Raw genomic sequence first — 22,372 nt, 5'->3', positions numbered from 1 at the left:
CGGCCCGGCGGGATCTTCCCGCCGGGCCGCTCCTGTGTCGTGTGCGGGAGGCTGCCCCTCCCGTTCCCGTACGGGTCGGAAGGGCCGTCGGAGGGTTGCCCGCCGCGGCCGGGGGGTAGTACCGCCTACGACCGATTTGCCCGCCCCGCACACCCCCCGCGAGGTGATCCTCTGTGATCTGGGAATCCTTCGGCGCCGCCGTGCTCGGACTGGCCCTGTCCTGGGTGGCGCTCCGATCACTGGCCGACCGTCTGCCGGCCGGCCGTGCGGTTTATCTCACCGGCACGCTGGGCGCCCTGTTCGGCGCGTATCTGACGCATGCCGCGCTGGGTCCCGGCCATGTCCTGGCGACCCTGATCGGAGCCGTGTCGGTCGGAGCGGTGACGCTCTCGCTCCTGATCCGACCACGCGGCCGCCGCCTCACCCGGTCGGCGGCGGCCCAGTAGCCCCGCCCGCAGCCCTACGCGGCCAGGCCGAGAGCGGCCATCCGCTTGGTGTGGGCCTCCGTGATCCGGGAGAACATCCGGCCCACCTCGGCCAGGTCGAAGCCGTCCGCGACGCCGCCCACCAGCATCGTCGAGAGGGCGTCGCGGTCGGCGACCACCCGCTGGGCCTGCGAGAGGGCCTCGCCCATCAGCCGGCGGGCCCACAGCGCGAGCCGCCCGCCGACCCGCGGGTCGGCCTCGATGGCGGCGCGCACCTTCTCCACCGCGAAGTTCCCGTGGCCGGTGTCGTCGAGCACGGACAGCACGAGGGACCGGGTGTCGGTGTCGAGCCGGGCCGCGACCTCGCGGTAGAAGTCGCTCGCGATCGAGTCGCCGACGTACGCCTTGACCAGGCCCTCCAGCCAGTCGGACGGGGCGGTCTGGCGGTGGAAGTCGTCGAGCGCCTTGGCGAACGGCTCCATCGCGGCGGTCGGCTCCTCGTCGACCGCGGTGAGCCGGTCGGTCAGCTGCTCGAAGTGGTGGAACTCGGCGGTGGCCATCTTCGCCAGCTCCGCCTTGTCCCCGAGGGTCGGCGCGAGCTTCGCGTCCTCGGCCAGCCGCTCGAAGGCCGCCAGCTCTCCGTAGGCGAGGGCGCCGAGCAGGTCCACGACCGCGGCGCGGTACTGCGGGTCGGCGGCCGCGGTGGCCCAGTCCTGGGTGGCGATCCCGGTGGCTCCGGAAGAGTCGGCGGGGGTGTCGGTGGCGTGGTCTGGCGTCTCCATGAAACGGAACGATAGCCCTCCCCGCGCAGGGCGGAAGGGCCTGGTCAGCCGGGGCCGCCCTACCGTTCCGACGAATTCGTCCAACACACATGCGCGAATCCGGGGTACAGTGGTATTGCGCTTACTGAGCACTGTGCTGTGCCAGAGGCGCGCCCTTGAATGAGGATGCCCGGTCGGAGGCCCGATCGGCTCCGACCCGACAGCCCTCCACGCGGTGCGTACGACACGTACGACTGCAGATGAGGGGCCCCCTCAGCGGCACGAGCGCTCGAGCGACGGCAGTGGTCCCGCGCCACCCGGCCCCACCACGGCCGGATGACCAACCCCGGCACGGTACGACCCCCAGCGTTCGCCTCGGACCGCGTCTCACAGAAGAGGCAGCACCCTGACTACGTTCCGCGACCTCGGCATTCTTTCCGAGACGGCCGAAGCCCTTGAGGCAGTCGGCATCACGTCCCCCTTCCCCATCCAGGAGCTGACGCTCCCCGTAGCCCTCTCCGGCTCCGACGTCATCGGCCAGGCCAAGACCGGCACCGGAAAGACGCTCGGCTTCGGTCTCCCGCTCCTGGAGCGCGTGACCGTCCCCGCCGACGTCGAGGCGGGCCGCGCCAAGCCCGAGCAGCTGACCGACGCGCCGCAGGCGCTCGTCGTCGTCCCCACCCGCGAGCTGTGCCAGCAGGTCACCAACGACCTGCTCACGGCCGGCAAGGTCCGTAACGTCCGCGTTCTCGCGATCTACGGCGGCCGGGCGTACGAGCCCCAGGTCGAGGCCCTCAAGAAGGGCGTCGACGTGATCGTCGGCACCCCGGGCCGTCTGCTGGACCTGGCGGGCCAGCGCAAGCTCGACCTCTCCCACATCCGCGGGCTCGTCCTCGACGAGGCCGACGAGATGCTGGACCTGGGCTTCCTGCCCGACGTCGAGCGCATCATCACGATGCTGCCGCCCAAGCGTCAGACGATGCTGTTCTCGGCCACCATGCCGGGTGCCGTCATCAGCCTCGCGCGCCGCTACATGTCGCAGCCGACGCACATCAACGCCACGTCGCCCGACGACGAGGGCACGACCGTGAAGAACACGGTCCAGCACGTCTACCGCGCCCACAACATGGACAAGCCGGAGATGCTCGCCCGCATCCTCCAGGCCGAGGGCCGCGGGCTGGCGATGATCTTCTGCCGGACGAAGCGCACGGCCGCCGACATCGCCGAGCAGCTGGAAAAGCGCGGCTTCGCCTCCGGCGCGGTCCACGGCGACCTCGGCCAGGGCGCCCGCGAGCAGGCGCTGCGCGCCTTCCGCAACGGCAAGGTCGACGTCCTGGTCTGCACCGATGTCGCCGCGCGCGGTATCGACGTCGAGGGTGTGACCCACGTCGTCAACTACCAGTCGCCGGAGGACGAGAAGACCTACCTCCACCGCATCGGCCGGACCGGCCGCGCGGGCGCCAAGGGCATCGCGATCACGCTGGTCGACTGGGACGACATCCCGCGCTGGCAGCTGATCAACAAGGCCCTGGACCTGAAGTTCCCGGACCCGCCGGAGACCTACTCCACCTCTCCGCACCTGTTCGAGGAGCTGGGCATCCCGGCGGGCACCAAGGGTGTGCTGCCGCGTGCCGAGCGGACCCGTGCGGGTCTGCGCGCCGAAGAGGTCGAGGACCTCGGCGAGACCGGCGGCCGCGGCCGCAAGGCCGCCGCTCCGGCCCCCGTCCGTGAGGAGCGCGAGCCGCGCACCCGTACGCCGCGCCAGCGCCGCCGCACCCGTGGTGGAGAAGCCGCGGCGGAGGCAGGCGCCGCGACGGTGCCCGCACCCGCCAAGGAGGCCACCCCGGTCTCCCCGGCCGGAGACGAGGCGGCCGAAGCCCCGCGTACGCCGCGCCGTCGCCGCCGTACCCGCCTCGGCGCCCCCGAAGCCGTCGCCGAGGCGGCCGTGGCGGTCACCGAGGCCCCGGCGGTTCCCGCTCCGGTGGCCGAGGCCGCACCCGTGATCGAGGCCGCACCCGTGGCCGAGCCGGTCGCGGAGCCGGTGGCGGAGACCAAGCCGCGTCGTCGTCGCAGCCGCGCCGCGGCGAAGCCGGTGGCCGAGGAGACGGCCGCGCCTGTCGCGGCGGCTCCGGCCGCCCCGGCCCCGGCCGAGTTCCAGACCGTGGCCGTCGCTGCGGGTGTGATCGAGCCGGCCACCGAGCCGAAGGCCGTCCGGCCGCGCCGTCGCACCCGGGTCGTGAAGCCGGCCGACGAGGTCGACTTCCAGATCGCCCCGGCCGCCGAGCCGGAGCCCGACGTCAAGACGCGTCGCCGCCCGGCCCGCGCCACGAAGCCGAAGACGGAGTCGAAGGCGAAGGCCGAGACCAAGGCGAAGGCTGAGCCGAAGGCCGAGACCAAGGCCACCGAGACCGCGCCGGCCGCCGAGCCGAAGGCCCGGGCGACCAAGGCGACGAGGTCCCGCGCGAAGGCGGAGACGGCGGAGCCCGCGGCGAAGAAGGCCACGACGAAGGCGGCCAAGGCCGCGTCGGAGCCCGTCGCCACCGAGCAGCCCGCCGTCGAGGCTCCGGCCGCCGAGGCGGAGGCCAAACCGCGCCGCCGCCGCGCCACCCGCAGCGTCACCTCGGCCACGACGCAGGAGGCCGCCGTGGTCTCCGCGGCCGAGGCCGTGGCGAGCGAGGCCGCCGCCGAGCCCAAGCCCCGTCGCCGCCGGGCCACCCGCCCCGCGGGTGCCGCATCGGTCACGACGACCGAGGGCTGACGCTTCCGGCGACACCGCACGACAGGCACGACAACGGCCCCGGCCCCCGCACCGCGCGGGGGCCGGGGCCGTTTCCGGTGCCCGGACGGGCGGCCGGTGGGGTGGGACAGGTGCCCCGTTGACGTCGTGCGGGGGGAGGCGGGGATAGCCTCGCCGTATGAGCCGCCCGCCCACCTTCACTCCGCCGCCCTGTGCCCGCGCCCGAGTCCTGGCCACCGAGCGCGGCGACTTCGCCGTCCTGGACGCCGTGCCGCGTACCCCGGCCCGGGCCACCGCCCTGCTGCTGCCCGGGTACACGGGCAGCAAGGAGGACTTCATCGCGCTCCTGGAACCGCTGACCGGGGCGGGCTACCGGGTGGTCGCCGTGGACGGCCGCGGACAGTTCGAGTCGAAGGGGACGGACCGTCAGGAGACTTATGTACAGGGCGAGTTGGCCCGGGACGTGCTGGCCCAGGCGGCGGCTCTGGGCGAGGGGCCCGGGGAGCTGCATCTGCTCGGGCACTCGCTCGGCGGCCAGATCGCCCGTGCCGCCGTCCTGCTGGACGCCTCCCCGTTCCGCTCGCTGACGCTGATGTCCTCGGGCCCCGCCGAGGTCGTCGCGGCCCAGCGGGACAAGGTGAAGATGCTGAGCGACGCGCTGTCCGTGCTGTCCATGGACGAGGTGTGGCAGGCGATGCGGGCGATGGACCCCCCGCAGGACGCGGACACCGGCGACGGCGCGGACATGCGCCGCCGCTGGCTGGCCCACAACCCGGCCCAGTTGATCGCCACCGGGGCCCAGTTGGCGGCCGAACCCGACCGGGTGGACGAGCTGGCCGCCGTCGGACTGCCCGTCCATGTGCTCTCCGGGGAACGCGACGACGTGTGGCCGGTGGAGCTGTTCGACGCCATGGCGCGGCGTCTCGGCGCCCGCCGCACCACGGTCGCCGGGGCCGAGCACTCCCCCAACACCGCGCGCCCGCAGGAGACCGCGAAGGCGCTGGCCGCGTTCTGGGACAGCCTGCCGGACGCCTGACGGGCCCCCGGGTCCGTACCCGCGAGAAAGGCAGCTGGGTCAGTACTGCGCCTGCAGGTGCTGCCAGAAGCCGTCGCGGAGCGCCCGCCGCAGATGCGCGTGGCCGCGCAGCGAGTGCTGGAGCAGCCGTTCGGCCTCCACCAGGAGGTCCTGGTCGACGGAGCCCGGCAGGTAGGGGTGGCCGGGCAGCAGGTCGGCGAGGGATTCCCGGCCCCGGGCGGCGAGCCAGGCGGCCGCGATCTGCGCGCCGACGAAGCGTACGTCCTCCCGCGAGGGGGCCGGGGTGTCGTCCTCGTACGTCGTGACGGGGCGCCGGGTGACGTACGGGCGGCAGAAGTCCAGGTCGAAGGTGCGCTGGCTGTCGACCTCCCACAGGAGCGGTTCGGCCTGGTTGCGCCCCTCGGCGGCCTCGATGCCCCAGAGGTGGACGCGGGCCCCGTACCCCTGGGCGGCCTCGACCGCCGAGACCAGGTCCTCGTCGCCGCCGACGAGCGCCGCGTCGCTGATGGCGCGGTGCCGGGCGAGGGATTCGAGGTCCGTGCGGATGAGCGAGTCGACACCCTTCTGCTGGTTGTTGGCGTTGAGGTTGCCGAGCCGCACCTTGACGTCGGGGAGTTCGGCGATGGCCTGCTGCTCGGTGGTGTGGATACGGCGCCGGGCCCCGTCGTACCAGTAGACGCGCAGCAGCCTGCTGTCCGCGAAGATCGTGCGGGCCTTGTCGATGAAGGCCTCGATCAGCCCTTCGGCGTCGAGGTCGAAGGAGCGCCGGTCCTCGGTACCGGTGACGAGCAGGCCGGCCGCGGCGTAGACATAGCCGGCGTCCACGAAGATGGCGTGCGTCGAGGGGGTCTTCGCCACCTCGACCAGCATGCGCTGGAGCAGTTCGTTGGTGCGGTCCAGGCGGGCGACGAGGCCCGGCCCTGCGGTGACCCCTATGAGCTGCGGGTCCGCCTCGTTCATGCGAACCTCGTCGTCTGTGGCGGTGTGGCTGCCAACGGGTATTTAGACATCCAAAAAATTTCCTTAGCGTAGGGAATGTTTGCCAGGGGCAACTCGTTGTCACCCGTGTGGAACGCGAGGGAAACCTCGCGTTCCTAGTCTTGCCGGTGGGACGCCCCACCGGCGCCAGCAGTTCTCCAGCAGGAGGATCAGACGAAGGGAAGCCCTATGCGCTTCGAGATCATGCGACTCGACGACGTCGACGGTACCGCCGTGGACAGCACCGTCGTGGACGCCGCCTCCGTCAACCGGATCGTGCAGCAGGCCGCGGCAACGGGCCAGCGCATCTACATCCGGCCGGCCGACAGTTCGGCCTCGTAACACCTGACGTTGTGAAGACGAGGCACCCCCGCACGGAACGTCCGTGCGGGGGTGCTGTGGTGTGCGGAGCGTGCCCGGGCCTCAGGAGCCCTGGATGACCTGGGTGACGCCGTTGATGATCTGCTGGACGGCGATGGCGGAGAGCATCATGCCCGCGAGCCGGGTCACCAGCACCACGCCGCCGTCCTTGATCACACGGATGATGACCAGCGAGTAGCGCATGGTCAGCCAGAGCACGACGTGCATGGCGACGATGGCGGACCACACCGAGAGCCGGCCGCCCACGCCGTCGGCGTGCTGCACCGCGAGGATGACCGAGACGATGGCGCCGGGCCCGGCGAGCAGCGGCATGCCCAGCGGTACGAGCGCCACGTTGACGTCCTTGGTCTGCGTCGGTTCGTCGGTCTTGCCGGTCAGCAGGTCGAGCGCGATGAGCAGCAGCAGGAGTCCGCCCGCGATCATCAGCGCGGGCACGGAGACATGCAGGTAGTCGAGGATCTGCTGACCGAGCAGACCGAAGACGGCGATCACGCCGAACGCGACCGTGACCGCCTGGAGCGCCATCTTGCGCTGCGCCTTGGCGGGTCGGCCCGCGGTGAGGGCGAGGAAGATCGGTGTGATCCCGGGCGGGTCCATGATCACAAATAGGGTGAGAAAAAGGGATCCGAAGACAGCGACGTCGAACACAGTGAGCCTTGCGAGAGATGAGCGGGCGGTACGGAGGGGCGCGGGTCCGGGCAGCGGGCGTCACGGTGCGTCGGGCACGCGACGGTACGCACGGGGGCGCGGGGGGAGGAGAACGTGGTGCGGCGGGGAAGAGACAGGCGCCTCAGCGGCGGACGGCTCCACCGGCCCCCGGCACCGGGAAGGCTCCGGTCGCCCGCCGGGTGATCTCGCCGTAGATCTCGGGGTCGGTGGTGCACGCGCCGAGCTCGACGGTCTTCCGGCTGCCGTGGTAGTCGCTGGAGCCGGTCGTGAGCAGCCCCAGTTCGCGGGCGAGGCCGCGCAGCCGGGCCCGGGTGGGCTCGTCGTGGTCCATGTGGTCGACCTCGATGCCGTCGAGCCCCGCCTCGGCGAGGGCGACGATCGTGGAGTCGGGGACGACCGCGCCGCGTTTCACCGCGCCCGGGTGGGCGAAGACGGTGACCCCGCCCGCCGCCTTCACCAGGCGGACGGCTTCGAAGGGGTCGAACTCGTGCTTCTCGGCGTACGCCCGGCCGCCGTTGCCCAGCCAGTCGGACGTGAAGGCGTCGGAGACGGTGGGCACGACGCCGAGTTCGACGAGGGCGGCTGCGACGTGCGGGCGGCCGACGGAGCCGTCCCCGGCGATGCGGGCGACCTGCTCCCAGGTGATGGGGACGTGGAGGGCGCGCAGCTTGCGGACCATCTCCTGGGCGCGCGGCACCCGGTCGTCGCGGACGAGCTCCCGGGCGCGCTCCAGCTCGGCGTCGGCCGGGTCGAAGAGGTAGGCCAGCAGGTGCATGCCCACGCCGTCGACGCGGCAGGAGAGTTCGGCGCCGGTGACGAGGGTGAGCCCCTCGGGCAGCGCGTCGATGGCCTGTTTGTGGCCGCCCACGGTGTCGTGGTCGGTGAGCGCGACGACGTCCAGGCCCGCGGCGGCGGCGTTCGCGACCAGCTCGGCGGGGGTGTCCGTGCCGTCCGACGCGGTGGAGTGGGTGTGCAGGTCGATGCGCACGACGGCTGACTCCGGGGCTCGCGGACGGACGGGGGACCGCTCAAGGATAACCGCCGCACACCAGGCATCAGGCCGCGAAAGCCCCCCGCCCCACGTGATCTACCGCTCGCCCTTCGCCTGCCGGGGCGGCGTCTCCGGGGCGGCGAGCAGGCGGGGGGTGAGCGCGCCGCAGGGGACGAGGTCCACCTCTCCCCCGGCGTCCCGCAGATCGGTCAGGACCAGTTCGTCGTACATCAGGAGCCCCGACTGCTCGGGCCACAGGATCGCCCAGAGCCACAGCCCCCGCGCCTCGCCCGCGAAGACGGCGCGGTCCTCCGGGGCGTTTCTGACGTGCCAGAGCGGGGTGGGGCGGCCGGCGGCGTGGACCTTGGCGTCGGGGGCGGAGTCGACGTTCAGGTGGTGGCCGGGGTCGGGGCCCTCGATGCCGGCGTACCGCGCGCCGAGTCCGACGCCGAGTTCCTCGGCGACGAGGAGCAGTTCGCCCATCCCGCCCAGCGGACCGGGTCCGGAGCAGGCCACGGCGCTCGCGCGTCCGCCGCTGCGGTCGTCGCCCGCGCTGGCGACGCCGGTGAACAGCCAGCCGACGGGGAGGGGCCAGGGCATCCAGACGGGGACCTGGGTGCGGTGCACCACGACGCCGAGCGCCTCGACGCTGGGCGGGACGACCGGCTGCATCGGGTGGACCTGGCCGTGCACGGAGCACTGCCAGGCGTCGGCGAAGAGACCGGGCACCCTGACCCGGCCACCGCACTTCGGGCAACTGGGTTCGCCCCTCATAAGGACCAACCGTCCTCCCCGCCGGACCTCCCGTCAAGGACGATCACCCGTCCGCAGCGTGGCCCTGACCCGGGAAACTAGATGTAGCTTGCATTTATTAGATTGTCTAACTTATTCTGTGTATGACGCATCGACCTTCCGAGGCCGGAGAAGTGAGGAGAGAGCCCATGCGGGAAGAGGATCCGCTCGACGAAGGAGCGGCGGGAGGCGGCATCCTGCGCCAGCCGAAGGCCGTCTGGGCCACGGCGGGCGCCTCCGTCGTGGCCTTCATGGGGATCGGCCTGGTGGACCCGATCCTGCCGTCCATCGCCCAGGGGCTCAACGCCTCGGCGAGTCAGGTGTCCCTGCTGTTCACCTCGTACTTCCTGATCACCGCCTTCGCGATGCTGGTCACCGGCTTCGTCTCCAGCCGCATCGGCGGCCGCAAGACCCTGCTGGCCGGTCTCGCGCTCGTGATCGTCTTCGCCGCGCTCTCCGGCACCTCGTCCTCCGTCGCCGAACTGGTCGGCTTCCGGGCCGGCTGGGGCCTGGGCAACGCCCTGTTCGTCTCGACCGCCCTCGCGGTGATCGTCGGAGCGGCGGCGGGCGGCAGCGCGGCGGCGATCCTGCTGTACGAGTCGGCGCTCGGCCTCGGCATGGCGTGCGGTCCGCTGCTCGGCGCGCTGCTCGGGGACGCCAGCTGGCGCTATCCGTTCTTCGGTACGGCGGCGCTGATGGCGATCGGCTTCCTCTGCATCGCCGCGTTCCTCAAGGAGCAGCCGAGGCCCGCCGTCAAGACCTCACTGCTCGATCCCGTGAAGGCGCTGGGCCACGGCGGCCTGGCCTCGGTGGCGGCTTCGGCGTTCTTCTACAACTACGCCTTCTTCACGATCCTGGCCTTCACACCGTTCGTGCTGGACATGACCCCGTACAAGTCGGGCGCGGTCTTCTTCGCCTGGGGTCTGCTGCTCGCCGTCTTCTCCGTGCTGGTCGCCCCGCGCCTCCAGCGCCGCTTCGGCTCGCTCAAGGTGCTCGGGTCCTCGCTGGTGCTGCTCGCCGCCGACCTGCTGGTCCTCGGCTACGGCAGCCACACCACGGCGGTCGTCGCCACGGTCGTCTCCGGCGCGTTCATCGGCATGAACAACACCGTCTACACCGAACTGGCCCTCGGGGTCTCCGACGCGCCGCGCCCGGTGGCCAGCGCCGGCTACAACTTCGTCCGCTGGTTCGCCGCCGCGGCCGCCCCCTTCCTCGCCCCCAAGATCGAGGAGTGGACCGACATCCACATCCCGTTCGCGGTGGCCGCGCTCGCCGCCCTCGTCGGAGCGGCCGTCGTGGGGGTACGGCGTACGGCACTGGCCCACGAGGCAGAGGAGCTGGAGCCGGTCCACGCGATGGAGGACAGCGTGACGGTGTTCGCCGACTGACCGCCCCTCAGAAGGACCGGTCAGTCCAGCGGTACGGACGTGCGCAGCGGGTCGCGCAGGTCCGTACCGTGCGTCAGCCACCGCTCCTGGAGCTCCTGCGCACCGCGGACCCGCTTCCAGGCGGCCTCGTTGTGCGTCATCGGCAGCAGCGGCAGGAAGCGCACCGGCTCCATCGGCTCGTCCAGCTCCAGGTCCTCCACCAGACCACCCGACTCCGCGACCAGCACCGAGGTGAACGGCGCCCCGGTCCACAGCGGCTCGCCCAGGTCCAGCGACGCGCCCGGGGCCACGATCAACCCCTCGACCTGCGGGGAGGCGGCCAGCACGGCGAGCGGGCGCAACACCTGGTCGGTGTCGGCGAGTCCGCCCCGTACGGAGAGGATCAGCTCGGCGCGGGGACCCTTCACCGGGTCGGCGAGCGGGGAGGTGGGATCGGCCATCGGCGCGCCCGACATGCCGAGCGTCGCATAGCGCACGATGTCGCCGTCGAGGAAGCGCAGCACCTGGATGCGGTCCGTGCCGAGGAACGTCACATCGGCGCGGGCGTCCGGCTCCCCGAGGGCGGAACGGAGCCGGGCCTCGACCAGCGGAAGAATTTCTGCCATGCCGCGAGCATAGATCGCGTAGTGAATGGGCAAAGTACGGGATTGGGCCCTGAGCGGCTGATAGCCTGGCCGCCGGTCGGGACAGCACGCAGAAGCGTCGCTCTTCTTCGTCCCGACGACACGTCGTCCCCCACGGGGGACCGGCCGGAGGAGGTGGGGACTGCCATGGATCCAAGTCGACCGTGCAGTACCGACCGCTCTTCCGCGCTTCGCCTTTCCCGTTGATCCGACGCCTCCCGTCGGTCGCCCGGGGCCGACATCGCCGTCGTGTCCGGACGACATCCCGACAGCGGTTCGCGTGACGGAAGAGCCCTTCGTTTCTGCCTGCCTGTAGCGAATTTTGCCTGTCTGTAGCGAACGCCGTCATCGCGCCCGCGCGGTGGAGCCCGCTTTGCGGACGTGAGCACACGTCCCCATTCCGGGCTGTTCCACGCCCTCGCCGACGGCCCTCCGTGAAGGAGCCAGCCATGTCGATGATCCGTGACCTGCGCGCCGCCGTGCGCCCGTCCCTGCGCCCGTCCCTCCGTAAGAACAGCGCCCCCTACAGCGCGTACGACACCACCCGCGACCCGTCCGCCTCCAGCGCCGTCGTGGACTGCGCGGTCTACCGCGACGGCCGCCGGCTGGTGACGCCCGCCGCCCCGACCCCGCACGAGGCGATGCTCCAGGTGCGGGAGGAGGGCGGTTTCGCCTGGATCGGTCTGCACGAACCGACGGAGGCCGAATTCGCGGGCATCGCCCGGGAGTTCGGCCTGCACCCGCTGGCGGTGGAGGATGCCGTCCACGCCCACCAGCGGCCCAAGCTGGAGCGGTACGACGACACGCTGTTCACCGTCTTCAAGACGATCCACTACGTGGAGCACGCCGAACTGACCGCGACCAGCGAGGTCGTGGAGACCGGTGAGGTGATGTGCTTCACCGGCCGGGACTTCGTCATCACCGTCCGGCACGGCGGCCAGGGCTCCCTGCGGGCTCTGCGCCACCGCCTCCAGGACGATCCGGAGCTGCTCGCCAAGGGCCCGTCCGCCGTGCTGCACGCCATCGCCGACCATGTGGTCGACGGGTACATCGCGGTGGCCGAGGCCGTGCAGGACGACATCGACGAGGTGGAGATCGATGTCTTCTCCACCCCGGCGAAGGGCTCCGCACGCGGCTCGGACGCGGGCAGGATCTACCAGCTCAAGCGCGAGGTGCTGGAGTTCAAGCGGGCCGTGTCCCCGCTGCTGCGGCCCATGCAGCTGCTGAGCGAGCGTCCGATGCGGCTGATCGACCCCGATATCCAGAAGTACTTCCGCGATGTCGCCGACCACCTCGCCCGGGTCCAGGAAGAGGTCCTCGGCTTCGACGAGCTGCTGAACTCGATCCTCCAGGCCAATCTGGCGCAGGCGACCGTCACGCAGAACGAGGACATGCGCAAGATCACCTCGTGGGCGGCGATCATCGCCGTGCCGACGATGATCTGCGGGGTCTACGGCATGAACTTCGACTACATGCCGGAGCTGGAGTGGAGGTACGGCTATCCGCTGGTGCTCGGCGTCATCGGGGTGGTCTGTTTCTCGATCTACCGCATCCTCAAGCGCAACGGCTGGCTGTGAGCACGGCCTGATCCGGATGGGAGGCCCTGAGGCCGTCTAAGCTCGCCCCATGACTGACGCCGCCGCGACCGACGCCGCCGGCCTGCTGGAGCGGGCCCTCGCCGAGGAGGCCACCAAGAAGTCGGGCCTGGTCTGGGTCCGGGGCTCCGGGCCCGCCCGTGCCGTCTGGCACGTCTGGCACGAGGGCGCGGCGCTCCTGGTCGGCGGCGGTCCCGGCGAGCAGCCGCTGCCCGATGGCCTGGCCGACGGCGGCCGCGCCGAGGTGACCGTACGCAGCAAGGACAAGGGCGGCCGGATCGTCGCCTGGAGTGCGGCGGTACGTTTTCTGGCGCCGCGCTCCGAGGAGTGGGAGGCGGCGGTCGCCGAGCTGAAGGGCAAGCGGCTGAACGCGCCGGACGCCGAGGCGATGCCCGAGCGGTGGGCGCGCGCGTGCACGGTGGTGCGGCTGACGCCCGAGACCGTGAGCACCGCGCTGCCGGACGCCTCGCTGGCGGCCGCTCCGCTGCCGACCGCGGCCACCACCCGGGAGCCCGTCCCGGCGGCGGTCCCCCGGCTGCTGTTGAAGCGCCGCCGGAAGAGCTGAGCGGGCCCCGCGAGGGGCCGCCGGGTCAGCCGGAGGACTTGGGGAGCTGGCCGCCGTAGTCGACGGTGTCGTCCTCCTCGGGGGCCTCCAGCGGGAAGGCCTGCCCCCAGTCGGCCAGCGAGACCGTACCCCCGCCGCCGCCCCGGGCCACCCGTACCGGATACGGCTGGTCCTCCAGCGAGACGTCGAAGGCCCCGCCCTCCCCCTTGCCGCCGAGGATCTGGATGGTGCGCTGCCCGGCGACGGTGTCCCGGCCGCCCTTGTTGAGCATGCCGTGGAGTGCGAGGAGCCCGTCCAGCAGGACCTTCTTGTCGGTGAAGCCGCGCAGCTGGCGGTAGCTGGGGTCGTCCTCGGGGACCTTCACGTACTTTCCGCCCAGCTTGTCGGCGGCCGCCACGTCGGCGGTCTCGCTCTCGCCCCCGCTGCCCTCGTGGGTCCAGAACTCGGCGGGCGCCTTGAGGAAGAGCTCGTCCTCGACCCGCAGCAGGGCGAAACTCTGCTTCTTCGAGGTCACCGAGCCCATGCCGCCCTTCGCGGTGAGCTTCATGTCCAGCCGGTAGGTGCCGCCCTTGCTGACGAGCGTGCCCGACAGGCGTACGGCGCTCGCCGCGTCCGCCGCCGCTCTGGCCTTCTTGTCGATCTGGGCGGCGGAGAGTCTGGCGACGCCGTTGGTCCCCTTGTCCGGGTCCTCCTCCGTGCCGCAGGCGGCCAGGACCACGGTGAGCCCTCCGCACAGCACGAGAGCGAGGGCGGTCCGGCGATGATTCCGCACGGCCGGGGCAAAAGAGGTCACGGGCGCACTGCCTCTCCACTGCGATCGGGGGTAGCAGACGGCAGCGTACCCGGGGAGCGCGCGCCGTCCGGCAGCCAGCCGTACGGACGGGTCCGCCGGGGCGCGGCGCGACGGTACGGGCTAGCCTGATCCCGGCGTACCGGCTAAATCCGCTGGTCGGCGACGGCGGGCCGGGACGGTCGGGTACGCACGGCCACGGACCGGACGAAACGGTTCCGGGCCGGATACGGGACCACACGGACACGGACGGACGAAGGAGGCGGCGGATGGCTGCGGTCACCCCCAGGGTCTTCGTCTCCCACCTGTCCGGGGTGCCCGTCTTCGACCCCAACGGGGACCAGGTCGGCCGGGTCCGCGACCTGGTGGCGATGTTGCGGGTCGGTGGGCGTCCGCCGCGCATCCTGGGCCTGGTGGTCGAGGTGATCAGCCGCCGGCGGATCTTCCTGCCGATGACCCGGGTGACGGGCGTCGAGTCCGGCCAGGTCATCACCACCGGCGTCGTCAACATGCGGCGCTTCGAGCAGCGGCCCACCGAGCGGCTCGTCCTCGGCGAGTTCCTGGACCGGCGGGTCCGGCTGGTGGAGGACGACGAGGAGGTCACCGTCCTGGACGTGGCCATCCAGCAGCTGCCGGCCCGCCGCGACTGGGAGATCGACAAGTACTTCGTCCGCAAGGGGCGCGGCGGGGCGCTGCGCCGCAAGGGCGAGACGCTGACGGTGGAGTGGTCGGCGGTCAGCGGCTTCTCGCTGGAGGAGCACGGGCAGGGCGCGGAGAACCTGGTCGCCACGTTCGAGCGGCTGCGGCCCACCGATGTGGCCAACGCCCTGCACCACCTCTCGCCCAAGCGCCGGGTGGAGGTGGCCGCGGCCCTGGACGACGACCGGCTCGCCGACGTCCTGGAGGAGCTGCCCGAGGACGACCAGGTGGAGATCATCGGCAAGCTCGCCGAGGAGCGGGCCGCCGACGTCCTGGAGGCGATGGACCCCGACGACGCGGCGGACCTGCTCTCGGAGCTGCCGGAGGAGGACAAGGAACGGCTGCTGGCGCTGATGCGGCCGGACGACGCCGCCGACGTACGCCGCCTGATGGCGTACGAGGAGCGGACGGCGGGCGGTCTGATGACGACCGAGCCGATCGTGCTGCGCCCGGACGCCACGGTGGCGGACGCGCTGGCCCGGGTGCGGCAGGCGGACCTGTCGCCCGCGCTGGCGGCGCAGGTCTACGTGTGCCGCTCGCCGGACGAGACCCCGACGGGCAAGTACCTGGGCACGGTGCACTTCCAGCGGCTGCTGCGCGACCCGCCGTTCACCCTGGTCAGCTCGATCGTCGACAGCGACCTGGTGCCGCTGCCGCCGGACACCCCGCTGCCGCTGGTCACCAGCTATCTGGCCGCGTACAACATGGTGTCGGCCCCGGTCGTGGACGAGAGCGGTTCGCTGCTGGGCGCGGTGACCGTGGACGACGTCCTGGACCATCTGCTGCCGGACGACTGGCGTGAGACGGACCTGACGGATCTGCACGGGGAGGAGGGGGTCGGCCGTGGCGGGCGATGAGCGGGCGAAGGCCTCCTCGACCGGTTCCTCCGGTCTGGTGCGGCCCCCGCGCACCCGGCTGGACCAGCCGAAGGCACCGCGCCGACGGCTGCTGCCGGAGTACGACCCGGAGGCGTTCGGCCGGTTCTCGGAGCGGATCGCGCGGTTCCTGGGGACCGGGCGGTTCATCGTCTGGATGACGCTGATCATCATCGTCTGGGTGCTGTGGAACATCTTCGCGCCGAAGGACCTGCGGTTCGACCAGTACCCGTTCATCTTCCTGACGCTGATGCTCTCGCTCCAGGCCTCGTACGCCGCGCCGCTGATCCTCCTCGCGCAGAACCGCCAGGACGACCGCGACCGGGTCACGCACGAGCAGGACCGCAAGCAGAACGAGCGCTCCATCGCCGACACCGAGTACCTGACACGGGAGATCGCGGCCCTGCGGATGGGCCTCGGCGAGGTCGCCACCCGGGACTGGATCCGCTCGGAGCTCCAGGACATGGTGAAGGACATGGAGGAGCGGCAGGTGCTGTTTTCGGCCGAGAGTGACGAAGGCGACCGCTGACGGGCTACCCGTCCGTAGGCCCGCGCGCCGTAACATCGTCCGTATGGCTACGGAAGACGCGGTGCTTGAGGCACTGTCGACAGTGAACGACCCGGAGATCCACCGCCCGATCACCGAGCTGGGCATGGTGAAATCGGTCGAGATCGATCCTGACGGTGTAGTCGCTGTCACCGTGTACCTCACGGTCTCCGGCTGCCCGATGCGCGACACGATCACCCGGAACGTGACCGAGGCGGTCGCCCGGGTCGAGGGCGTCTCGCGCGTCGAGGTGACCCTCGACGTCATGAGCGACGAACAGCGCAAGGAGCTGGCGAGCGCGCTGCGCGGCGGCACCGCCGAGCGCGAGGTGCCCTTCGCCCAGCCCGGCTCGCTGACCCGGGTGTACGCGGTCGCCTCGGGCAAGGGCGGCGTCGGCAAGTCCTCGGTGACGGTGAACCTCGCCGCTGCGATGGCGGCCGACGGGCTGAAGGTCGGCGTCGTGGACGCCGACATCTACGGGCACAGCGTGCCCCGGATGCTGGGCGCGGACGGCAAGCCCACCCAGGTCGAGAACATGATCATGCCGCCGTCCTCGCACGGCGTGAAGGTCATCTCCATCGGCATGTTCACCCCGGGCAACGCGCCCGTGGTCTGGCGCGGCCCGATGCTGCACCGGGCGCTCCAGCAGTTCCTCGCCGATGTGTACTGGGGCGACCTGGACGTCCTGCTGCTGGACCTGCCGCCGGGCACCGGCGACATCGCGATCTCGGTGGCGCAGCTCGTGCCGAACGCGGAGATCCTGGTCGTCACGACCCCGCAGCAGGCGGCGGCCGAGGTGGCCGAGCGGGCCGGTTCGATCGCCGTGCAGACCCACCAGAAGATCGTCGGTGTGGTGGAGAACATGTCGGGCATGCCGTGCCCGCACTGCGACGAGATGGTCGACGTGTTCGGCTCGGGCGGCGGCGCAAGGGTCGCCGAGGGGCTGACGCGGACGGTCGGTGCCGAGGTTCCGGTGCTGGGCTCGATCCCGATCGACGTACGGCTGCGCGAGGGCGGGGACGAGGGCAAGCCGGTCGTCCTGTCCGACCCCGACTCTCCGGCCGGCAGCGCGCTGCGGGCGATCGCACAGAAGCTGGGCGGCCGTCAGCGCGGTCTGTCGGGCATGTCGCTGGGGATCACCCCGCGCAACAAGTTCTGACACGTCCGCGCGTGCGCACGGACGACAGGGCGGGCCGGTGGTCATCCGGCCCGCCCTGTCGCGTGCGTGTCGTGCTTCTCGACGTCGCCGTCGTTACGCGTACGTCTCGATGTCCTTGATGACCGCGAAGCCGAGGCCGTACGCGCTCATCCCCCGGCCGTAGGCCCCGATGTGCACGCCCTCGTGGGCGGATCCGGCGAGGACCCAGCCGAACTCGGACTCGCGGTAGTGGAACTCCACCGGAACCCCGTCCACCGGCAGGGAGAGCGTCGTCCAGGGCGCGCTGCCGAGGTCGTCGGCGAGGGTGAAGGCCGTCTCGGTCTGCTGGTCCAGCCAGTCGTCGCGCAGGGTGTGGTCCATCTGCGGCGGCCAGGTGTACGCCAGCAGGCCGGAGCCCGCGAGCCAGGCCGCCGAGGACACCGTGGTGGCGTCCAGCACGCCCGTACCGTCGCCGCTGCGCCGCACGGGGCTCGCGGCCACCGTGATGACCGCGGCGAACCGCTCCTTGTCGGCGGAGCCGTCCGACTTCACCGACGGCTCGTCACCGTGCCCCGTCGCCCCGTGCTGCACGGTGCCGTCGGCCGCGGTGCCGACCTGCATCAGCCAGCGCGGGCCCGTGAAGGCCTCGTCCAGCCCGTACCAGGGGAAGGTCGCCGCCAGGTAGCCGTCGGCGGCCCGGCGGGCCGCCGGGGCCTCCTGCGGCTCCTCCCCCGCCGTGGCCGTGCCCGGGACACCGCCCGTATCACTCCGACTCGTCGTCTCCATCTGCGCGGCCGCCTCCTCGATCGGTCAAGATCCGGAGCTGCCCGCCCCCCGCGGGCTTGGGCGTCCTCGCAACCGGACAGATGGAGAATAGCGATACCGTCCGGACGAGTCGGGATTGACCGGGGCTCAGGTGGCGTCGGAGTCGAACGGCGGGCGCTCGGGCTGAGCCGGCGCGGGAGCCTTCTTCAGCAGGTCAGGAGCGGTGTCGCCGGTCTTGGTGAGGCTGGTGGAGGGGGCGCCGGACGACGCGCCCGCAGAGCCGTTCGCCGCACTGTTGGCGGTATCGGACGCCGCCGGGGTGCGGCCGTTGACCGCGTCGGTGACGTCGGCCAGGTCCTTGCGGAGGTCGAAGCTCTCGCGGATCTCCTTCAGCCCCAGGTCGTCGTTGCCGTCCATCAGCTGCTTGCGGACGAACGTCTTGGGGTTGAGGTCCTCGAACTCGAAGTCCTTGAACTGCGGGCCCAGCTCGGACCGGATGTCTTCCTTGGCGCTGTCCGAGAACTCGCGGATCTTGCGGATGGTACGCGTGACGTCCTGGATGAGCTTGGGCAGCTTGTCGGGGCCGAAGACCAGCACGGCCAGCACCCCGAGCGTCAGCAGCTCCAGTGCGCCTATGTCATTGAACACCTTGTTGCTCCTCGTGTTCTCCGCGTGGTCTCCGTGCGATGGCGGCCCGGGTCCGCCTGCTGCCCGGACCGGTCAAAGGTACCTGTCGAAGGTGTCCGGGCGGTACCTCGCGGTGGCGCGCACGTGCCGGATCACGCGCCGCTCGCCGAGCCGAGCTTCAGGGTCACGGTCCGTTCCTCGCCGTCGCGGGTCAGCTTGAGGTCGAGGTCGTCGCCGGGGCGGTGGGCCCGGATCTTCACGATCAGCTCCTCGCCGCTGTGCACGCGCTGGCCCTCGACCTGCGTGATGACGTCGCCGGACTTGATGCCCGCCTTGTCCGCGGGGCCGTCCTCGGCGACGGCGGGCCCGCCGTCGGCGCCCTTGGCGCCGACCTTGGCCCCGTCGCCGGTGTACTTCATGTCCAGCGTGACGCCGATCACCGGGTGGGTGGCCTTGCCGGTGCTGATCAGCTCCTCGGCGACGCGCTTGCCCTGGTTGATGGGTATCGCGAAGCCGAGGCCGATGGAGCCGGACTGGCCGCCGGACTCGGGGCCTCCGCCGCTGTCGGCCGCGCGGATGGCGCTGTTGATGCCGATGACGTGGGCCCGGGAGTCGACGAGGGGGCCGCCGGAGTTGCCCGGGTTGATCGGGGCGTCGGTCTGGAGGGCGTCGACGTAGCTGATGTCGCTGCCGTCGCCCTTCTCGCCGCCTGCGGTGATCGGCCGCTGCTTGGCGCTGATGATGCCCGAGGTCACCGTGTTGGACAGGTCGAAGGGGGCGCCGATGGCCACCACGGGGTCACCGACCCGGACGTTGTCGGAGTTGCCCAGGGGCAGGGGCTTGAGGCCGGAGACCCCGCGGACCCGGACGACCGCGAGGTCGTAGCCGCTGTCCTTGCCGACGAGTTCGGCGGAGGCCGTCTCGCCGGTGCTGAACGTGACGGTGATGTCGCCGCTGGACCCGGCCGGGGCGACGACGTGGTTGTTGGTGAGGATGTGGCCTTGGCCGTCGAGGACGAAGCCGGTGCCGGTGCCGGACTCGGCGGTGCCGCTGACGTGCAGGGTGACCACGCTGGGCAGGGCGCTGGCGGCGATGCCCGCGACGCTGTCGGGGGCCCGGTCGCCGTTGTCGCGGCCGGCCTGGGGCAGTTCGACGGTGGTCAGCCCGCCGTTGCGCTCGATGTACGCGCCGACTCCGCCGCCGATGCCGCTGGCGACCAGGGCCAGCAGGAGCACCCCGACGAACGCCCCGCCGCGTCGCTTCTTCTTCCGCCCGGCCCCGGCGCCCTCGGGCGGGCCGGGCCGGGTGAGCGGCTGCCCCGGAGCGCCCCAGGGGTCGTACTGGAGCCACTGCGTCTGCTGGTGCCGCCCACCGGGGGCCGGGTGAGCGGGCTGCTGCCCGTGCGCGGCCGTGTGCGGGGCGTTCGCGTGGGGCTGGGAGTGCGGTGGCGTGAAGGCGTCGGCGTGCGCGGGCTGCGGGGCCGCGAAGCCTCCGGTGGGCTGGGCGTGCGGGGGCGTGTGGCCGTCGGCGGGCGCGGGGTGCGGTGCGGGGGGCGACGCCGGGGCCGGGATTCCGGCACCGTTCGTCCCGGCGTACTGGGGGGAGGGCCGGCCGGCACCCGGCGGTACGACGGTGCCGTGGGCCGGGGTAGGCCGCTGCACCGGCGGGGCCGGCGCCCAGGGACCGGGGCCGCCGTAGGGCGGGGTGCCGTACTCATCGGGCTCGTGCAGCGGCTGCCCGGACGGCCGAGGTCCCGGGGCGGCCGGCACCGCGTCCTGGGCAGCCGAAGCCGGGACGGGCGCCTGGTCCTGGGCCGCACGAACCGGAGCGGGCGGCGCCTGGTCCGGGGCGGCCGGAGCCGATGCGGAAGCCGAGTCAGCCGCGGCCGGAGCCGGGACTGCCGATGCCGGAACGGCCCGGGCGGGCTCCTCCGGATGCGGAGCGTCCGCGGGGGCCGGGCCGCTGTCCGGCCCCGGGTGGGCGGCGCGCCTCGCCGTGGGGCGGCTCCACCACTTCGCCTGCGGCCCGGTGGGCTTCCCGTCGTCCATGTTCTCCCCGCAACTGGCCTCTGTCGTACGCCCCCCAGAGGCGTCCCTCACCGGAATTCAACCAGGTTTGCGAAACCCTGCGCAGGGTCCCGTCAGGGGCGGGGGGAAAGCGGGCTCGTCAGATCGTTGGCGGGCGGGCCCGGGGGCGGCCCCGAGGACAGCGAGGAGGGAACCGTCTTCGGCACCGCCCCGCTGCCGAGCGCCGCCGCGAGCAGCGGGGTGCCGGAGGTCGCCGGGCGTATCAGCGGCGGCACGGACACGTTCAGCACGGGGAGCATGAACGGATGTCCGCCCGAGGCCGAAGCGCCGAACAGCGGCGGTGCGGTCGGCGGCCCCTGCCGGTTCACCGGCGAGGTGACGGCCAGAACCCCCGGGTTCGTCCCGGAGAGCGACGGGGGCACGGCGTTCGTCCCGCTCTTCGGGCTGCTGGAGCCCGGCTGCTCGGCCACCCGGACGTCGCCGGTCACCGCGAGGGCTCCGCCGCCCCGGCGGCTGACCGCCCGGGCGCCGTTCTCGGCGCGGGTCTCGGCGTCGAGCGGGGTGACGTTGTTCCCGGCGCCCTCGGCGCGCAGGGAGGATTCGGGGCCTGAGTCCAGCGGCAGGGTGCCGCCCAGCGCGATGGCCGCGAGGGAGACGGCGCTGGCCGCGGCGAACGCGAAGCGCCGCCCGCGCCAGGGCGAGCGGTCCGCGTCACGGCTCACCTCGTGTATGCGGAAGACCGAACCGGAGGCGGCCCCGCCGCGCAGCACGGCGGTGGAGCCGTGGGTGGCGGGAAGGTACCCGAAACCGTCCAGCGGAGAGGGCGCGGTGCCGCCGCGGGTGCCGGTGCCGGAGGGCCGCAGCCCGGGGAAGAACTCGTCGGCGAAGGGCCCCCGGCCGCCGAACGGCCGGCCGGAGCCGGTGTCGTCGCCGCCGGGGCCCCCGGGAAGGCCCTGCAGGCGGGCCAGGAACCCCTCGGAGGGCGAGGGCGAGGCGGACATGGCGAAAGCGCTCTTGAGGCGGCGCTGGGCGTCGGCCTCGGCCTTGCACTTGGCGCAGGTCGCCAGGTGGGCCAGGACCCGCTCACGGGCGTCGTGTTTCAGTTCGCCGTCGACCAGCGCGGCGAGCCGGTCCCCCAGGTGCGCTTCGGCAGGGGTGGGACCGGTCGGGCCTGTGCCGCTCACGCCGTTCCGCCCTCCCCCGCCAGGACCGCGTCCGCCAGGGAGCGCTGCTCGGCGCGGGCCTCGGGCGAACGGTGCTTGAGCGCCTTGCGCAGATGCGAGCGGCCGCGGTGGATCCGGCTGCGGACGGTCCCGAGCTTCACCCCGAGGGTCGCGGCGATCTCCTCGTAACTGAGGCCTTCGATGTCGCAGAGGACCACGGCCGCACGGAATTCGGGCGCGAGGGTGTCCAGCGCCTGCTGCACGTCGGCGTCGAAGTGGGTGTCGTTGAAGATCTGCTGCGGGGACGGCTCACGGCTGGGCAGCCGCTCGGCCGCGTCGTCGCCGAGCGAGTCGAAGCGGATGCGCTGCTTGCGCCGGACCATGTCCAGGAAGAGGTTGGTCGTGATGCGGTGCAGCCAGCCCTCGAAGGTGCCGGGCGTGTACGTCGACAGCGAGCGGAACACCCGGACGAAGACCTCCTGGGTCAGGTCCTCGGCGTCGTGCTGGTTTCCCGTCAGGCGGTAGGCAAGGCGGTACACGCGACCGCTGTGCGTGCTGACGATCTCTTCCCATGAGGGCGGGGTCCACGCCTGAGAGTCCGCATCAGAGGCGAAGGTCGCGGTCGGTGCGGAGACTTCGGAAGAACGGTCAGCAATGTCGGTCACGGATTTCGGCTCACCGGCCGACCTGAGCAGGCGCCGCAGCACCCCTCCCCGGTCCACAGGCGCAGCCGCACCTCCCCTATCGGCTCTGGTGGTGTCCAGTGGAGCCCCTACCATAGCCACCTCGCCCGTTAGCTC

At 72.3% G+C, this 22,372-nt stretch carries 22 protein-coding genes; 10 read left to right on the top strand and 12 right to left on the bottom strand.

Annotation, left to right across the window (positions count from 1 at the left end; translation table 11 throughout):
• The first annotated feature begins 173 nt into the window (after positions 1-173).
• The gene (locus tag RNL97_RS22210; RefSeq protein ID WP_010061603.1) at positions 174-446 is read left to right on the top strand and encodes a hypothetical protein; all 273 of its coding nucleotides are present in this window, start codon (positions 174-176) and stop codon (positions 444-446) included.
• Positions 447-460: 14 nt separating this feature from the next.
• Here RNL97_RS22210 and RNL97_RS22205 read toward each other — a convergent pair whose 3' ends face one another.
• Positions 461-1,207, bottom strand: coding sequence for a ferritin-like fold-containing protein (locus tag RNL97_RS22205; protein WP_030576718.1), 747 nt, complete (start codon positions 1,205-1,207; stop codon positions 461-463).
• A 475-nt stretch (positions 1,208-1,682) separates the two neighbouring features.
• Between RNL97_RS22205 and RNL97_RS22200 the strand changes: the two genes are divergently transcribed.
• Positions 1,683-3,944 (top strand): DEAD/DEAH box helicase, encoded by a 2,262-nt coding sequence (locus RNL97_RS22200; protein ID WP_243316405.1) that lies wholly within the window; start codon positions 1,683-1,685, stop codon positions 3,942-3,944.
• Positions 3,945-4,101: 157 nt separating this feature from the next.
• Positions 4,102-4,959, top strand: a complete 858-nt coding sequence (locus RNL97_RS22195) for an alpha/beta fold hydrolase (protein ID WP_030576712.1) — start codon at positions 4,102-4,104, stop codon at positions 4,957-4,959.
• 39 nt (positions 4,960-4,998) lie between these two features.
• On the opposite strand, the gene RNL97_RS22190 is transcribed toward RNL97_RS22195, so the two are convergent.
• Positions 4,999-5,919: an NYN domain-containing protein gene (locus tag RNL97_RS22190; protein ID WP_030576709.1), complete on the bottom strand. Its 921-nt coding sequence runs from the start codon at positions 5,917-5,919 to the stop codon at positions 4,999-5,001.
• Between the two features lie 207 nt (positions 5,920-6,126).
• On the opposite strand from RNL97_RS22190, the gene RNL97_RS22185 reads away from it, so the two are divergent.
• The gene (locus tag RNL97_RS22185) at positions 6,127-6,279 is read left to right on the top strand and encodes a hypothetical protein (RefSeq protein WP_006127395.1); all 153 of its coding nucleotides are present in this window, start codon (positions 6,127-6,129) and stop codon (positions 6,277-6,279) included.
• Between the two features lie 81 nt (positions 6,280-6,360).
• Here the strand turns inward: RNL97_RS22185 and RNL97_RS22180 are convergent, their stop codons facing one another.
• The 3 genes from RNL97_RS22180 to RNL97_RS22170 all read right to left on the bottom strand — a co-directional run bounded on the left by RNL97_RS22180 (position 6,361) and on the right by RNL97_RS22170 (position 8,752).
• The gene (locus RNL97_RS22180) at positions 6,361-6,966 is read right to left on the bottom strand and encodes a MarC family protein (RefSeq protein ID WP_030576707.1); all 606 of its coding nucleotides are present in this window, start codon (positions 6,964-6,966) and stop codon (positions 6,361-6,363) included.
• A gap of 142 nt (positions 6,967-7,108) precedes the next feature.
• Positions 7,109-7,975, bottom strand: coding sequence for a PHP domain-containing protein (locus RNL97_RS22175; RefSeq protein ID WP_030576704.1), 867 nt, complete (start codon positions 7,973-7,975; stop codon positions 7,109-7,111).
• A gap of 99 nt (positions 7,976-8,074) precedes the next feature.
• Positions 8,075-8,752, bottom strand: a complete 678-nt coding sequence (locus RNL97_RS22170) for a DUF6758 family protein (protein ID WP_030576702.1) — start codon at positions 8,750-8,752, stop codon at positions 8,075-8,077.
• Between the two features lie 167 nt (positions 8,753-8,919).
• Between RNL97_RS22170 and RNL97_RS22165 the strand changes: the two genes are divergently transcribed.
• Positions 8,920-10,158, top strand: coding sequence for an MFS transporter (locus RNL97_RS22165; RefSeq protein ID WP_030576699.1), 1,239 nt, complete (start codon positions 8,920-8,922; stop codon positions 10,156-10,158).
• 20 nt (positions 10,159-10,178) lie between these two features.
• On the opposite strand, the gene RNL97_RS22160 is transcribed toward RNL97_RS22165, so the two are convergent.
• Positions 10,179-10,763, bottom strand: a complete 585-nt coding sequence (locus RNL97_RS22160; protein WP_030576697.1) for a suppressor of fused domain protein — start codon at positions 10,761-10,763, stop codon at positions 10,179-10,181.
• A gap of 467 nt (positions 10,764-11,230) precedes the next feature.
• Between RNL97_RS22160 and RNL97_RS22155 the strand changes: the two genes are divergently transcribed.
• Together RNL97_RS22155 and RNL97_RS22150 are read left to right on the top strand one after the other, a co-directional pair.
• Positions 11,231-12,358, top strand: coding sequence for a magnesium and cobalt transport protein CorA (locus tag RNL97_RS22155; protein ID WP_030576695.1), 1,128 nt, complete (start codon positions 11,231-11,233; stop codon positions 12,356-12,358).
• A 49-nt stretch (positions 12,359-12,407) separates the two neighbouring features.
• Positions 12,408-12,941 (top strand): hypothetical protein, encoded by a 534-nt coding sequence (locus RNL97_RS22150; protein ID WP_243315045.1) that lies wholly within the window; start codon positions 12,408-12,410, stop codon positions 12,939-12,941.
• A gap of 25 nt (positions 12,942-12,966) precedes the next feature.
• On the opposite strand, the gene RNL97_RS22145 is transcribed toward RNL97_RS22150, so the two are convergent.
• Complete coding sequence (locus RNL97_RS22145; RefSeq protein ID WP_313751109.1) at positions 12,967-13,734, bottom strand: hypothetical protein; 768 nt, start codon at positions 13,732-13,734, stop codon at positions 12,967-12,969.
• A gap of 266 nt (positions 13,735-14,000) precedes the next feature.
• Here RNL97_RS22145 and RNL97_RS22140 point away from each other — a divergent pair, with 266 nt between their 5' ends.
• The 3 genes from RNL97_RS22140 to RNL97_RS22130 are packed head-to-tail and all read left to right on the top strand — an operon-like array spanning position 14,001 to position 17,011.
• Positions 14,001-15,287: a magnesium transporter MgtE N-terminal domain-containing protein gene (locus RNL97_RS22140; protein ID WP_030576687.1), complete on the top strand. Its 1,287-nt coding sequence runs from the start codon at positions 14,001-14,003 to the stop codon at positions 15,285-15,287.
• Positions 15,274-15,834 carry a DUF1003 domain-containing protein gene (locus RNL97_RS22135; RefSeq protein ID WP_030576684.1) on the top strand — a complete coding sequence of 187 codons (561 nt, stop codon included), beginning with the start codon at positions 15,274-15,276 and terminating at the stop codon, positions 15,832-15,834. Before RNL97_RS22140 ends, RNL97_RS22135 begins: the two co-directional genes overlap by 14 nt.
• A 43-nt stretch (positions 15,835-15,877) precedes the next feature.
• The gene (locus RNL97_RS22130; RefSeq protein ID WP_030576681.1) at positions 15,878-17,011 is read left to right on the top strand and encodes an Mrp/NBP35 family ATP-binding protein; all 1,134 of its coding nucleotides are present in this window, start codon (positions 15,878-15,880) and stop codon (positions 17,009-17,011) included.
• A 93-nt stretch (positions 17,012-17,104) separates the two neighbouring features.
• Here the strand turns inward: RNL97_RS22130 and RNL97_RS22125 are convergent, their stop codons facing one another.
• The 5 genes from RNL97_RS22125 to sigE form a co-directional block, all read right to left on the bottom strand.
• Positions 17,105-17,776, bottom strand: a complete 672-nt coding sequence (locus tag RNL97_RS22125) for a hypothetical protein (RefSeq protein WP_030576678.1) — start codon at positions 17,774-17,776, stop codon at positions 17,105-17,107.
• Between the two features lie 126 nt (positions 17,777-17,902).
• Positions 17,903-18,403, bottom strand: coding sequence for a sec-independent translocase (locus tag RNL97_RS22120; protein WP_030576674.1), 501 nt, complete (start codon positions 18,401-18,403; stop codon positions 17,903-17,905).
• Between the two features lie 131 nt (positions 18,404-18,534).
• On the bottom strand, positions 18,535-20,430 hold the full coding sequence (locus RNL97_RS22115; RefSeq protein WP_313751108.1) for a trypsin-like peptidase domain-containing protein: 1,896 nt from the start codon (positions 20,428-20,430) through the stop codon (positions 18,535-18,537).
• A 92-nt stretch (positions 20,431-20,522) separates the two neighbouring features.
• The gene (locus tag RNL97_RS22110) at positions 20,523-21,593 is read right to left on the bottom strand and encodes an anti-sigma factor family protein (protein ID WP_313751107.1); all 1,071 of its coding nucleotides are present in this window, start codon (positions 21,591-21,593) and stop codon (positions 20,523-20,525) included.
• Complete coding sequence (gene sigE, locus RNL97_RS22105) at positions 21,590-22,351, bottom strand: RNA polymerase sigma factor SigE (RefSeq protein WP_234313330.1); 762 nt, start codon at positions 22,349-22,351, stop codon at positions 21,590-21,592. Before sigE ends, RNL97_RS22110 begins: the two co-directional genes overlap by 4 nt.
• Positions 22,352-22,372: the final 21 nt, after the last annotated feature.

It is taken from the genome of Streptomyces parvus, from assembly GCF_032121415.1.
GTDB lineage: Bacteria > Actinomycetota > Actinomycetes > Streptomycetales > Streptomycetaceae > Streptomyces > Streptomyces globisporus_A.
Note: the sequence above shows the minus strand (reverse complement) of the source record. Positions and strands in the feature narration are given on the sequence as shown.